Origin of the sequence: Nocardia sp. NPDC005978, from assembly GCF_040614455.1 — a bacterium.
Classification (GTDB): Bacteria; Actinomycetota; Actinomycetes; order Mycobacteriales; family Mycobacteriaceae; genus Nocardia.
The window spans coordinates 15,701-28,010 of sequence record NZ_JBEXUS010000009.1 but is presented as its reverse complement, the minus strand read 5'-3'; the positions used below and the strand labels follow the sequence as shown (position 1 = coordinate 28,010).

Genomic DNA, 12,310 nt, shown 5'->3' with positions numbered 1-12,310 from the left:
ATCGCGTGGGTCGCCGCCCGATGACCCCGGTGGCGGTGCGCCCTACCGACTCTCGTGCCGTGCTTGCGGTCAGCCGCTCCGCTCGGCCGGCCCCTCCCGGGAGCGCGCCCGCGTGCGGTCGGGCGGGCGCATGCGAAAGGGCCGTTCGGATCATCCGATCCGAACGGCCCCGTGCGGTAGGCGATCTCGGCCGCCGCCCAACCGGGCTCAGCCCTTGAAGCGGCGCAGCCGCAGACTGTTGCTGACCACGAACACGCTGGACAGCGCCATGGCGGCGCCGGCGAGCATGGGATTCAGCAGGCCCGCCGCGGCCAGCGGAATCGCCGCCACGTTGTAGCCGAAGGCCCAGAACAGGTTGCCCTTGATCGTGCGCAGGGTGGCCCGGGACAGCTTGATGGCGGTGGGCACCGAGCGCAGATCGTCGCGCACCAGCGTGAGATCGGCGGCCTGGATGGCCACGTCGGTGCCGGTGCCCATGGCCAGGCCCAGATCGGCCTGGGCCAGCGCGGCCGCGTCGTTGACGCCGTCGCCGACCATGGCGACCACCTTGCCCTGCTCCTGCAACCGCTTGACCACGTCGAGCTTGTCGCTGGGCAGCACCTCGGCGATGACCTCGTCGATGCCGACCTGATCGGCGACCGTCCGCGCGGTCGCGGCGTTGTCGCCGGTCAGCAGGACCGGGGTGAGCCCGAGCTCCCGCATCTCCGAGATCGCCTGCGCGCTGGTGGGTTTGACGGCGTCGGCGATGACGAGCACGCCGCGCGCCGTTCCGTCCCACGCCACCACGATGGCGGTCTTGCCCTGCTGTTCGGCCTCGGTCTTGGCCGCGGCCAAGTCGTCCGGGAGCGCGATGGACCAGTCCGTGAGCAACTCGGTGCGCCCGATGACGACCGCGCGCTCACCGACCAGACCCTGCACGCCCTTGCCACCGTGGCTGACGAACTGCTCGACCGGTTCGAGCGTGAGCCCGCGCTCGGCCGCACCGCTCACCACGGCCTTGGCCACCGGGTGTTCGGAGCCGTGCTCCACCGCGGCCGCGACCGCCAGCAGTTCCGCCGCGTCCACGCCGCCGGCCGTGATCACCCGATCCAGCGACATGCGCCCGGTGGTGACGGTGCCGGTCTTGTCCAGCACCACGGTGTCGATGCGCCGCGTCGACTCCAGCACCTGCGGACCCTTGATCAGAATCCCCAGCTGCGCACCGCGACCCGTGCCGACCAGCAGCGCGGTCGGGGTGGCCAGGCCCAGGGCGCACGGGCAGGCGATGATCAGCACCGCCACCGCCGCGCCGAACGCCGTCGAGACCGCCGCTCCGGTGCCGAGCCAGAAACCCAGGGCGGCAACGGAAATCCCGATGACGATGGGCACGAACACCCCGGCCACCCGATCGGCGAGCCGCTGCACCGGGGCCTTGCCGTTCTGCGCGTCCTCCACCAGCGACGCCATCTGCGCCAGCTGGGTGTCGGACCCGACCCGGGTGGCGCGCACGGTCAGCAGACCGCCCGCGTTCACCGTCGCGCCCACGACCTGATCGCCGGGCCCGACCTCGACCGGCACCGATTCGCCGGTCAGCATGCTCATGTCGAGCGCCGAACTGCCGTGCACGACAACGCCGTCGGTGGCCACCTTCTCGCCCGGGCGCACCCGGAACTCGGCGCCGACGCGGAGTTCGCCGACCGGGATGCGGACCTCGACGCCGTCGCGCAGCACCGCCACATCCTTGGCGCCGAGTTCGAGCAGCGCCCGCAACGCCGAGCCGGCCTTCTCCTTGGATCTGGTCTCGAAGTAGCGGCCCGCCAGGATCGCGGTGATCAGCGTCGCCGCGACCTCGAAGTACAGCGCCGAGGACGAGTCGCCGCGCGCGATGGTCAGGGTGAAGGGGTGCTTCATGCCCGCCATGCCGGCGTCGCCGAAGAACAGCGCGTACACCGACCACCCGAAGGCGGCCGCGGTGCCCAGCGAGATGAGCGTATCCATGGTCGCCGCACCGTGTTTGGCGTTGACCCAGGCCGCGCGGTGGAACTGCGCCCCGCCCCACACCACGATGGGCGCGGTCAGGGTCAGCGAAAGCCACTGCCAATTGGTGAATTGCAGCGCCGGGATCATGGCCATGGCGACTACGGGAACGGCCAGCGCCAGGCTCACCAGTAGCCGATGACGCAGCTGCTGGGTCGCGCTCGGCGCCGAGTCACCCTCCGGAGTAACCGTTTTCACCGGTTCGGGGCTGTGGACCGCGGCGGTGTAGCCGGTGTCCTCGACCTTGGCGATGAGGTCGCCGGCGGTCACCGAATCCGGGAAGCTGACCTTCGCCTTCTCGGTGGCGTAGTTGACCGTCGCGGTGACGCCGTCGATTCTGTTGAGCTTCTTCTCGATTCGGGACGCGCAGGAGGCGCAGGTCATGCCACCGATCTCGAGTTCGATCGACCGTGCTGGTGCCGGTGCGCTCATCAGTGACCTCCTCCGTGTTGCGCGGGCCCACCCGTGGTGGATGCGGCCGGTGCCGTCTCATCGGTGAACTCGGCGGTGTGCACCGAGCCGTTGTGCGAGAAATCCAGGTACAGACGGTATTTCCCGTCGCTGGGCGCCTGGGCGTGGAACGACACGTCCGGTCCCGGCGGGGTCTTGCCGACCTCGCCCTGCGGATGCACGTGCAGGTAGGCGAGATCGCTCGCTCGCAGCGCGACCAGGTGCGCGTACGCGCCCAGGTACGGCTGCAGATCGGTGACCGGCTTGCCGTCGCGGCTGATGGCGAACTTCAGTTCGCTGCCCGCGGTCGTCAGATCACCGGTGAGGGTGACCCGGTAGCCGTCGACCGTCGCGGTCTTGGATACGGGCGGCAGCGGCACCGCTGCCGCGTCCCCGGCGACGTTCACGGTCCGGCTCAGCACGAGCTCGCCGGGACCGCCGGCGGGGGAGAAGTCGGCGAAGACGCGGTAGGCGCCCGGCTCGGCCCACTTCCAGTCCAGGGACCAGGTGCCGTCGCCGGCGAGTTTCGGGTGTACGTGCCGGTACTGGGTGGCGTCCGAGCGCACCACGATCAGATGCAGTTTCTGCTCGTGCAGCGTGTCGAACTCGGTCACCGTGCCCTGCGGCCCGTCGACCCGGAAGCTCAGCGCGCCCGGCTGATTCGGGGTGGTGGGCGCGGCGATCTCGCTCAGCGTGTAGCCGGATTCGCTCTGCCGCAACCCGTTCGCCGCGTCGCTCTCGCCGGAGCCGGACCCGGTCGGATCGCCGACCAGGGCGCCGATGCCGAGCGCCGCGCCGAACAGGACGACCAGTCCGGCGCCGAAGGCCGCGAACTTGAGGCGATCGTTCATTTAGACCGCCACCTCGTAGCCCGCTTCGTCGACGGCCGCCACGATGTCGGCGTCGGCGACCGGCGCGGCCGACTCGACCTGCACCCGGCCACTGGCCAGGTCGACATCGACGCTGGTCACACCATCGATCTTGCCGATCTCCTTCTTGACCGACCCGACGCAGTGGCCGCAGGTCATGCCGGTGACGGTGTAGGTGCTGGTGGCCATGATTCGACTCCTCGGCTCGCGCTTCATACGGTGTGGGGGTATCCCCGACACCGAAAACATACCCCCCATGGGTACCTGGCGCAAGTGCCTCGAGGTCGCGGTCTCAGCCCCCGGCGGCCGGCTCGTCCCAGGCCCGCAGGGCCAACTCGGCCACGGTCAGCAGTTCCGCGCGGTCCGCGCCGTCGCGCGCGGACTGGGACATGCCCTGCATGACCGTGCCGACATAGCGTGCCAGCGCGGCCGCGTTCGTCTGCGCGGGGAGTGTCCCGGCCGCCATGTCGGCGCGAATGCGCTGCTCGAAGGCGTCGACGTTGGCGTTGCGCATGCGCTCGAGCCGGGCGGCGACCTCGGCGTTGGTCGTGTTGATCCCGGCGCTGATCACCATGCATCCGCCCGGCTGTCCCGGGGTCGTGTATTCGATCGCGGCCTCGCGCAGGGTCCGGGCGACCGCGGCCCGGGCCGTCGGCTCCTCGGCCAGGGCGCGCGCGGCGAACCCGCCGTAGCGCGCGCCGTACGCGGTGACCGTCTCGTCGAAGAGTTGTTTCTTGTCGCCGAACGCGGCGTACAGGCTCGGCGCGCCGATGCCGAGCTCGCCGGTGAGGTCGCTGATCGAGGTGGCCTCGTACCCCTGCCGCCAGAACAGGCGTAAAGCCTTGTCCAGGGCGGCATCTCGATCGAAGGAGCGGGGGCGTCCCCGGGTGGGCGGTGCCATGGAAACTATTCTATAGCGCTCACTAAATAATGTGCTACGGTCCCTTTCTGTAACGATCGATAGAGAAAGGGATGGGGCGACATGAGCGCACTCACCGGCAAGACGGCACTGGTCACCGGCGGCGGACGCGGCATCGGCCGGGCCATCGCGTTGCGCCTCGGCCGCGACGGCGCCCGCGTGGCGGTGCACTACAACAGCAACGCCGACGCGGCCAAGGACACCGTCGCGGCCATCGAGGCGGCCGGGGGCACGGCCTTCGCCATCGCGACCCCGCTCGGGGTGCCCGGCGACGCGCACGCGCTGTGGACCGCCTTCGACGCGCACGCCGACGGGCTCGACATCCTGGTCAACAACGCGGGCACCGACGGCATCCGCGAACCCATCGGCGGCACCGACGAGCAATCCTTCGACCGGGTATTCGCCGTCAACACCAAATCACCGTTCTTCGTCACCAAGCTCGGCCTGGACCGGCTGCGGGACGGCGGGCGCATCGTCAACGTCTCCACCGGCCTGACCAGGGGCGCACACCTGCCCGAACTGATCGCCTACACCATGACCAAGGCCGCCATCGACGCGCTGACCGGCACGCTGGCCAAGCAACTCGGCGCGCGCGGCATCACCGTCAACGCCGTCGCGCCCGGCGCGGTCGACACCGATATGAACGCCAGCTGGCTGCGCACCCCCGAGGGCCACGCCGCCACCGCCGCGCGCTCGCCGCTCAACCGGGTGGCCCAGCCCGCCGAGATCGCCGATATCGTCGGCTTTCTCGCCTCGCACGACGCGCGCTGGGTGACCGGGCAGTGGATAGACGCCACCGGCGGCGCACTCCTGTGACGGCGCAGCGACATTCGGGTGCGGAGTTCGTCGGAGCCCCGACGTCCCGGTGAACTTCGGTGAACTCCGCACCCTGCGCGCACCCGGACCCGGTTTCCCCGATTAGGCTGAGAGTGTGCTGTCTGTCGTTCCCCGTCCCGTCGTCGTGCGCGCGCCCTCGAAGGTGAATCTGCACCTCGGGGTGGGCGACCTCCGTCCCGACGGATACCACGACCTCACCACGGTCTTCCAAGCTCTTTCGCTCAGTGACGATCTGGAGATCGCCCCGGCCTCCGCCCTCGCGGTGACGGTGAGCGGCGAAGGCGCCGACCAGGTGCCCACCGATCAGGGCAACCTGGTGTGGAAGGCCGCCGTGCGACTGGCCGATCTGGGCGAGCGCGCGCCGCTGGTGGAAATGGCCATCGCCAAAGGCATTCCGGTCGCGGGCGGCATGGCCGGCGGCAGCGCCGACGCCGCCGCCGCGCTGCTCGGGCTGAACGAGCTCTGGGAGCTCGGCCTGGTCCGCACCGAATTGTTCGACATCGCAGCCGAACTCGGCAGCGACGTGCCCTTCGCCCTGCACGGCGGCACCGCGCTGGGCCGCGGCCGCGGTGAGGAACTGCTACCGGTGCTGTGCCGCAATACCTTCCACTGGGTGCTGGCGCTGGCCAAGGGCGGGCTCTCCACCCCGGCGGTCTTCCACGAGCTCGATCGACTGCGCGCGGCCGGTGATCCGCCCCGCCTGGACAGCCCGCAGGCGCTGCTGCAGGCGCTGGCCTCGGGCGATCCGCGCCAGCTCGCCCCGCTCCTCGGCAACGACCTGCAGGCCGCGGCGCTCTCGCTGAAGCCCGAACTCCGGCGGACCCTGCGCGCGGGAGTGTCCGCGGGCGCGCTGGCCGGCATCGTGTCCGGGTCCGGCCCCACCTGCGCCTTCCTGTGCGAGAACGAGGAGGCCGCCGTGGAGGTTGCCGCCGAACTCTCCGGCGCGGGTGTGTGCCGTAGCGTGCGCACCGCGTACGGCCCGGTTCCCGGCGCCCGCATTCTCAGCGGCTCCCTGAACGCACCCGGGCGCTGAACCTCACTGCCGGACAGCCCGCGAGGCCGAACCGATAGGGTTGGGGCAGGCAAGCGGCCCCGTGATCCGGCGACAACCGATCTCGTGAGGTCGGGGTAACTCGCCGGGTACGCCCCAGAATGGTCAACGCGCTTGACCGCCGGCACGCATGCAGGAAAATCGACGGCTCTCACCCGTGCGCAGAAGTGGCGGGGAGGCGGAGGAGTGTCATGTCCAACCTCATCAACCTGGAACAGGTCTCGAAGAGCTTCGGGATCACCCCGCTGCTGGACAACGTCTCGCTCGGGGTGCACGCCGGGGAACGGATCGGGGTGGTGGGCCTCAACGGCGGCGGCAAGACGACGCTGCTGGAGGTGCTGACCGGGCTCGAGGAGCCCGACAGTGGACGAGTCAGCCGGGTCGGCGGCCTCCGCATCGCCGTGGTCACCCAGCGCGGGGTGCTGCCCGAGGGCGCGACTGTCGGCGAGGTGGTGCTGGCGGGTCTGGCCCAGGATCAGATGACCGACGGCGTCGCCGAGCACGAGTGGGCCTCGAACACCCGCATCCGGTCCGTGGTCGAAGGCATCGGCATCGCGGATCTGGGCATGGACACGCTGGTCTCGAACCTCTCCGGCGGCGAGCGACGCCGCACCGCCCTGGCCGCGGCACTGGTTCGCGACCTGGATCTGCTGGTGCTGGACGAGCCCACCAACCACCTCGACGTCGAGGGCGTGCAGTGGCTGGCCGAGCACCTGGTGGCCCGCCGTAGCGCGCTGGTGGTCGTGACCCACGATCGCTGGTTCCTGGATACCGTGGCCACCCGCACCTGGGAGGTGCAGGGCGGCAGGGTCGAGACCTACGAGGGCGGTTACAACGACTGGATCTTCGCTCGCGCCGAGCGCACCCGCCAGGCCGACGCCAGCGAGGCCCGCCGCCAGAACCTGGCGCGCAAGGAACTGGCCTGGCTGCGCCGCGGCGCCCCGGCCCGGACCTCCAAGCCGCGCTACCGCATCGAGGCCGCCGAGGCGCTGATCGCCAATGTGCCCGCGCCGCGCGACAAGGTCGAGCTGGCCTCGTTCGCGCGGAAGCGCCTGGGCCGCGTGGTGATCGAACTCGAGGACGCCACCCTGGCCACGCCCGACGGCCGGGAACTGGTGCAGGACCTGACCTGGCGGCTCGCCCCGGGCGAGCGCGTGGGTCTGGTCGGGGTCAACGGCTCCGGCAAGACGACGCTGCTGCGCGCGCTGGCGGGGGAGCAGCCGTTGAAGAACGGCAAGCGCATTCAGGGCCAGACGGTCAAGATCGGCTGGCTGCGCCAGGAACTCGACGACCTGCCGCTGGATATGCGCGCGCTGGAAGCGGTTCAGGACGTCGCCATGCGAACCATGCTCGGCGACAAGGAGATCACCGCCAGCCAGCTCGCCGAGCGGCTCGGCTTCAGTCCCGCCAAGCAGCGCACGCCGGTCGGTGACCTGTCCGGTGGCGAACGCCGCCGCCTGCAACTGACGCGCATCCTGATGGCCGAACCCAACGTGCTGCTGCTGGACGAGCCGACCAACGACCTGGACATCGACACCCTGCAGCAGCTCGAGGATCTGCTCGACGGCTGGCCCGGCACCATGGTCGTCATCTCGCACGACCGCTACCTGGTCGAGCGCGTCTGCGACACCACCTGGGCGCTGTTCGGCGACGGCAAGCTCACCAATCTGCCGGGCGGCATCACCGAGTATCTGACGAAGCGCGCCGCGATGGCCGCCGCCAAGTCGGGCGTCTCCGCCGGCACGGCCGCCGCGAGTTCCGGTGCGTCCGGCACGGATTCGGCGACCTACCGCGCCGCCCGCAAGGAGCTCTCCAAGCTGGAGCGGTCCATCGCCAAGCTCGACGAACGCGAGGGCAAGCTGCACACCGCGCTCGCCGACGCCGCCACCGACCCGGACAAGCTGATCAGCCTCGGCACCGAGCTGAAGCAGGTGCAGGCCGAGAAGGAAGCGGCCGAAGAGCGCTGGATGGAATTGGCCGAACTGGCCGAGAGCTGAGGCGGGCCGGGGCCGACACCCGGCCGCGGTCGGTACCCCGCAACGCCGAACGCCGCCCTGCCGGGGGGGCGTTCGCTGCGTTCGAGAAGGCTGGTCAGCCGTGCTGTTCCAGCGCGGTCCGATCCAGGGCCGGAACCGGCAGGCAGGTGCGCACGAAGCCCGCGCCGAACGAGGTCAGTTCGATCGTCCGGTACAGCACCTTGGTGCCGAATCCGGCGCGCTTGAGCATTTTCCGGACCTCGGGCAGCGCTTCGAGCAGCTGATACCGATTGGGATTGCCGAGCGGTTCGCGCGCGATGTCGATCAGCCCGAGCCGGTCGAGATTGGTCAGGTACTCCTGCACCCGGTTGGGGTAGCGCAGCGCGGCGTCGTCGCCCAGGAGATTGAATTCGCCGCCGGATCCGGTGCGGCCGGTGCGGACCACCAGGATCGGCTGCGGGCCGTCGAGATAGAGGAATCGAATGATGCGGGCCTCGTCGGGGGCCAGCTCGCCCAGGATCCTGGCGTAGGCGGGGTGGTGGCGGGACTCGTCCTCGGCGTGGAAATCGGCCGAGCGTCTGAGCAATTCGGCGCCGCGGGCGCGCAGGACGGTGGCGGGGGCGATCTCGGGAGTGATCTCGGCGGCTCGAGGCACGGGCACCCCGAGCGCCTGTCTGACCGAATGTCTCACCTGCGCATGGGCTTCGGAGAGGATGTCGCGCGGCGGCTGACCGGCGATGCTGCCGCGCAGCACGACCGAGGTGACCCCGAGCGCGGTGCTCAGGCCCCACGCACCGGCCTCCACCGCGGCGGTCACCGCCACGCGCACCACGCCCGTCGCGGTGCGCACCGGTCCGGCAGCGGGCTCGCGCGCCGGCACCGGTACCGGCAGCGGCGCGTTCCGGCGCACCAGCAGCTCGGTGGAGGTATCCGCGGGTTCCGCGTCGCCCGAGTCGGATTCGGTCATATCCATGTGGTAGCCACTCCTGTTCCGAAGATCAGGAGGTGAGCGTAACCGGCGAGCAGCCCCAGCGCGCCGCCATGGACAAACAAGAGCCATTCATCTTGTTTGATGGCCGATCGCAGCATGTCGACGAACTCCGGCGGGGCCAGCGCCGACATTTGTTTGGCGATGTAGTCCTGGACCTGTTTGCCCTGCTGCACATTGAACGCCGGGTCCGCGAAGGCGATGGGCGCGATGTTCATCGCCTCGGAGGTGAAGCTGTCCTGCAGCGAGTCGTATTCGCGACTGCCCAGCATGAACTTGACCGCACCGCGCGCGGGGCCGAGCGCCCGGTCCGCGGCCGGTTTGAGGGTGTCTTGCAGCATCTGCATCGTGCGGTCCGAGCGCGGGCCGTTGAGCAGTTCGTCGCCGATGTTCGCGACGGTCATGACCTGGCTGGCGACCATCTCCGCGTAGCCCTCGGTGATCTCGGGCTGCCGCTTGATGAGCAGGCCCTGCCGCCACGGGCACCACCACTTCGGATACGCGGGAGCGAAGATCATGTTGATGCCGACCCAGTTGACCACCCAGCCGATGACGATGCCGCCGACCGGCAGCACCACCAGGGCCGACCAGCCGGTCCAGTGCAGGACGCCGACCAGCAGCAGGCCCATGGGCGCGCCGAAGTAGAAGCCGAAGTTCTGCATGAAGCGCAGTTCCTTGGCCCCCAGCACCTGGAAAAGGCTGTTGAGGAGTTGCGGCCGCGCTTGGAAGTAGCGAATGACCATCTGCTTGACGTCCAGCAGTTGATCGATGTTGTTGCCGAGTTCGTCGGTGAGTTCGCGCAGAATATCGGGCAACTGTTCGCGAACTCGGTTGTGGACCATGTCCCGAATACCGCTCGGGAGGTTGTACCAGAGTTGCGGATGTTCGCGTCGCAGGATGTCCTCTACGATGTCGCGAATCTGAGTTTCCGCTATTTCAGTCAAGTGTTCAGCAAGCTTGTCGGGTTCGAGTTCGCGATAGAAATCCGCGACACTCCCGAGTTTCGCCAAACCTTTATCAACGGCAATGCTCGCCATCTTGTCCGCGCGGGACGGGACGATCCCCTGCCAACCCATCCGCCCGTCGTACTGCAGCAACGGCAGCACCTGAATCCGCTTGGGCAGGTAGGGAAACAGCGCCGCCAACCCCGGCAGCCGGAACCCGTGAAACCGGATCGGCTTGAACAGCATGAGCACGCCGGTCCAGTTGGTGATGTACCCGATGACCCCTGTGAACAACGGAATCGTGAGCAGTTCCAACAATATTGTCGGGTGCACTCCGAAGACACTCTCTAACAAGTTCACCCTCCTGCCGACCCGCACCCGGAACCGCCGCCGGCGTACGCACCCCTCGGCGCCTCGGACCTTACTGTGAATTCAGGAAGCGAGTCCAGCGTGGCGCTGTCTGAGTCGGAGATCTCGGTCACACTGGGCTGTCCCGATGTCCCTGTACTTCGGCGTGGGCACAACAATGGCGGGAGCCACATCCATATCCTCTGCGGTACGGGGGTGTCAGGGGTCATGCTCAGCGCGTGTAGCCGTCCTCGCACCGGGTAGCCTTCGGGTGGCTTGTCCGGGTCAAGATTGTCCGGTTCGAGGTGCTCGGGGGTCGGGCGGCGGCAATAATCTGTGGACGGTTAGTTCACCTGGCGATATTCGGAGATGGACGTGGCAGACGATAGGACCGGCCAGGACGTGGTCCGCCCGGGTTCGCGCGCCGTGGAACGCAGCTCGGATGTGGAGCAGCGGCAGATCAGCAATGAGGCGCGCCTCATCCGAGGGGCCTTCCGGGCCGCCGGGCTCGCGGTCGGCACCGCCGTGCGCGGGACCGAGTGGGCGGTCGGCACCAGTGTCGAGATCACCAAGCAATTGACTCAGGCGGCGCTGGACGGCGATTCGTCGGCCGATATCGCCGAGCGCACGGGGGCGGCGCTGCGTTCGATCGCCAGAAGCGCGCTCGGGGTCACCGAGGGTTCGGTCCGCGAGATCGTCAGTTACGTGCCGACCCCGGTCGGCGGGCCGAGTCATCCCCAGCCCACCCTGAACGGGAGCAACGGCCTGGTCCGCTCGGCCTCGGGTGCGGACCTGCGCCGGCGCGGCGACGCGCTGCTCGCGCGCTCGGCCGACGTGTACTTCACCGAGGATGTGCATCCGGCCTACGACCGGATCCTGGATCAGCTCGCCCCGGACGAAGCGCGCATCCTGCGTTTCATGGCCCTGAACGGCCCGCAGCCCTCGGTGGACGTGCGCACCAACCGGCCGCTGGGCATCGGCTCGGAGCTGGTGCAGGGCGATCTGACCTCGGTGCCGGAGCAGGCGGGCGTGCGCTACCCCGATCGCGCCCGGCACTACCTGATCAACCTCAGCCGGCTCGGGCTCACCGCGACCTCCGACGATCCGGTGTTGCTCTCGCGCTACATGGTGCTCGAGGTGCAGCCGGTGGTGGAGTCCGCGCTCAAGAAGGCCGGCCGAGTTCCCAAGATCGTGCGAAAGAGCTTGCGCCTCACCGAGTTCGGCGAGGATTTCTGCACCACCTGCTTCACCATCAACAGCTGAGGGCGCTCGCGCCCCGGCGCGATCCGGGGCGCGAGCGTGCGCGGCTTATAGCAATACGGTACAAATCTGCGCTAAATGGGGCGGTATCGCACATCCCTGATGGGATTGTGGGAGGCATGGATTCCGATGCGGTTGCCGCGATCAGCCGGCTGAAGTTCCGGTATCTGCGTGCCCTGGACACGAAATCGTGGGAGGAGTTCGCCGACACCATGATTCCGGAGGCGACCGCGACCTACAGCGAGTACCTCCAATTCGAATCGCGCGACGCGTTCCTGGCTTTCATGCGCAACACCCTGGGCCCGCACGTGATCACCGAACACCGCTGCGACCACCCGGAAATCGATATCGCCGGCGACAAGGCCACGGGCACCTGGTACCTCGCCGACACGGTCCTGATCCCCGGCCACAACATGCTGCTGCGCGGGGCGGCCTTCTACACCGACCAGTACGTCAAGTGCGATGACGGCAAATGGCGGATCGCCCACACCGGCTACGAGCGCACCTACGAGGTGGTCCTGTCCCTCTCGGACCTCCCGAGCCTGCGCCTGACCTCGAGCCGCTGGGGCCTGATCGCCCGCGACCCCGCCGACGCGCCCCGCACCGACCCCGAATCCACCGGCACGATGGGCTGATTCGCGGGGTGTGCCAC

The 12,310-nt window shown here is 69.2% G+C and carries 11 protein-coding genes; 5 read left to right on the top strand and 6 right to left on the bottom strand.

Annotated elements, in window-relative coordinates:
• Positions 1-207 precede the first annotated feature (207 nt).
• The 4 genes from ABZ319_RS05960 to ABZ319_RS05945 all read right to left on the bottom strand — a co-directional run bounded on the left by ABZ319_RS05960 (position 208) and on the right by ABZ319_RS05945 (position 4,236).
• Positions 208-2,448 (bottom strand): heavy metal translocating P-type ATPase, encoded by a 2,241-nt coding sequence (locus tag ABZ319_RS05960; RefSeq protein ID WP_354985198.1) that lies wholly within the window; start codon positions 2,446-2,448, stop codon positions 208-210.
• Positions 2,448-3,317 (bottom strand): hypothetical protein, encoded by an 870-nt coding sequence (locus ABZ319_RS05955; RefSeq protein ID WP_354985197.1) that lies wholly within the window; start codon positions 3,315-3,317, stop codon positions 2,448-2,450. Before ABZ319_RS05955 ends, ABZ319_RS05960 begins: the two co-directional genes overlap by 1 nt.
• Complete coding sequence (locus tag ABZ319_RS05950; RefSeq protein WP_354985196.1) at positions 3,318-3,524, bottom strand: copper ion binding protein; 207 nt, start codon at positions 3,522-3,524, stop codon at positions 3,318-3,320.
• Positions 3,525-3,627: 103 nt separating this feature from the next.
• Positions 3,628-4,236 carry a TetR/AcrR family transcriptional regulator gene (locus ABZ319_RS05945; protein ID WP_354985195.1) on the bottom strand — a complete coding sequence of 203 codons (609 nt, stop codon included), beginning with the start codon at positions 4,234-4,236 and terminating at the stop codon, positions 3,628-3,630.
• Between the two features lie 81 nt (positions 4,237-4,317).
• On the opposite strand from ABZ319_RS05945, the gene ABZ319_RS05940 reads away from it, so the two are divergent.
• The 3 genes from ABZ319_RS05940 (at position 4,318) to ABZ319_RS05930 (ending at position 8,139) form a co-directional block, all read left to right on the top strand.
• On the top strand, positions 4,318-5,070 hold the full coding sequence (locus tag ABZ319_RS05940; protein ID WP_354985194.1) for an SDR family oxidoreductase: 753 nt from the start codon (positions 4,318-4,320) through the stop codon (positions 5,068-5,070).
• A gap of 115 nt (positions 5,071-5,185) precedes the next feature.
• On the top strand, positions 5,186-6,124 hold the full coding sequence (locus ABZ319_RS05935) for a 4-(cytidine 5'-diphospho)-2-C-methyl-D-erythritol kinase (RefSeq protein WP_354985193.1): 939 nt from the start codon (positions 5,186-5,188) through the stop codon (positions 6,122-6,124).
• A 209-nt stretch (positions 6,125-6,333) separates the two neighbouring features.
• On the top strand, positions 6,334-8,139 hold the full coding sequence (locus ABZ319_RS05930) for an ABC-F family ATP-binding cassette domain-containing protein (RefSeq protein WP_354985192.1): 1,806 nt from the start codon (positions 6,334-6,336) through the stop codon (positions 8,137-8,139).
• 94 nt (positions 8,140-8,233) lie between these two features.
• Here the strand turns inward: ABZ319_RS05930 and ABZ319_RS05925 are convergent, their stop codons facing one another.
• Positions 8,234-9,085, bottom strand: coding sequence for an Abi-alpha family protein (locus tag ABZ319_RS05925; RefSeq protein WP_354985191.1), 852 nt, complete (start codon positions 9,083-9,085; stop codon positions 8,234-8,236).
• The gene (locus tag ABZ319_RS05920; protein ID WP_354985190.1) at positions 9,082-10,383 is read right to left on the bottom strand and encodes a hypothetical protein; all 1,302 of its coding nucleotides are present in this window, start codon (positions 10,381-10,383) and stop codon (positions 9,082-9,084) included. Before ABZ319_RS05920 ends, ABZ319_RS05925 begins: the two co-directional genes overlap by 4 nt.
• Positions 10,384-10,767: 384 nt before the next feature.
• Between ABZ319_RS05920 and ABZ319_RS05915 the strand changes: the two genes are divergently transcribed.
• Positions 10,768-11,661, top strand: a complete 894-nt coding sequence (locus ABZ319_RS05915; RefSeq protein ID WP_354985189.1) for an Abi-alpha family protein — start codon at positions 10,768-10,770, stop codon at positions 11,659-11,661.
• A gap of 116 nt (positions 11,662-11,777) precedes the next feature.
• Positions 11,778-12,293, top strand: coding sequence for a nuclear transport factor 2 family protein (locus tag ABZ319_RS05910; protein WP_354985188.1), 516 nt, complete (start codon positions 11,778-11,780; stop codon positions 12,291-12,293).
• Positions 12,294-12,310: the final 17 nt, after the last annotated feature.

Coding starts and splice junctions, on each gene's coding strand:
- ABZ319_RS05915 (WP_354985189.1), top strand. CDS start 10,768: ATGGACGTGGCAGACGATAGGACCGGCCAGGACGTGGTCCGCCCGGGT.
- ABZ319_RS05930 (WP_354985192.1), top strand. CDS start 6,334: ATGTCCAACCTCATCAACCTGGAACAGGTCTCGAAGAGCTTCGGGATC.
- ABZ319_RS05960 (WP_354985198.1), bottom strand. CDS start 2,448: ATGAGCGCACCGGCACCAGCACGGTCGATCGAACTCGAGATCGGTGGC.
- ABZ319_RS05940 (WP_354985194.1), top strand. CDS start 4,318: ATGAGCGCACTCACCGGCAAGACGGCACTGGTCACCGGCGGCGGACGC.
- ABZ319_RS05925 (WP_354985191.1), bottom strand. CDS start 9,085: ATGACCGAATCCGACTCGGGCGACGCGGAACCCGCGGATACCTCCACC.
- ABZ319_RS05950 (WP_354985196.1), bottom strand. CDS start 3,524: ATGGCCACCAGCACCTACACCGTCACCGGCATGACCTGCGGCCACTGC.
- ABZ319_RS05910 (WP_354985188.1), top strand. CDS start 11,778: ATGGATTCCGATGCGGTTGCCGCGATCAGCCGGCTGAAGTTCCGGTAT.
- ABZ319_RS05955 (WP_354985197.1), bottom strand. CDS start 3,317: ATGAACGATCGCCTCAAGTTCGCGGCCTTCGGCGCCGGACTGGTCGTC.
- ABZ319_RS05945 (WP_354985195.1), bottom strand. CDS start 4,236: ATGGCACCGCCCACCCGGGGACGCCCCCGCTCCTTCGATCGAGATGCC.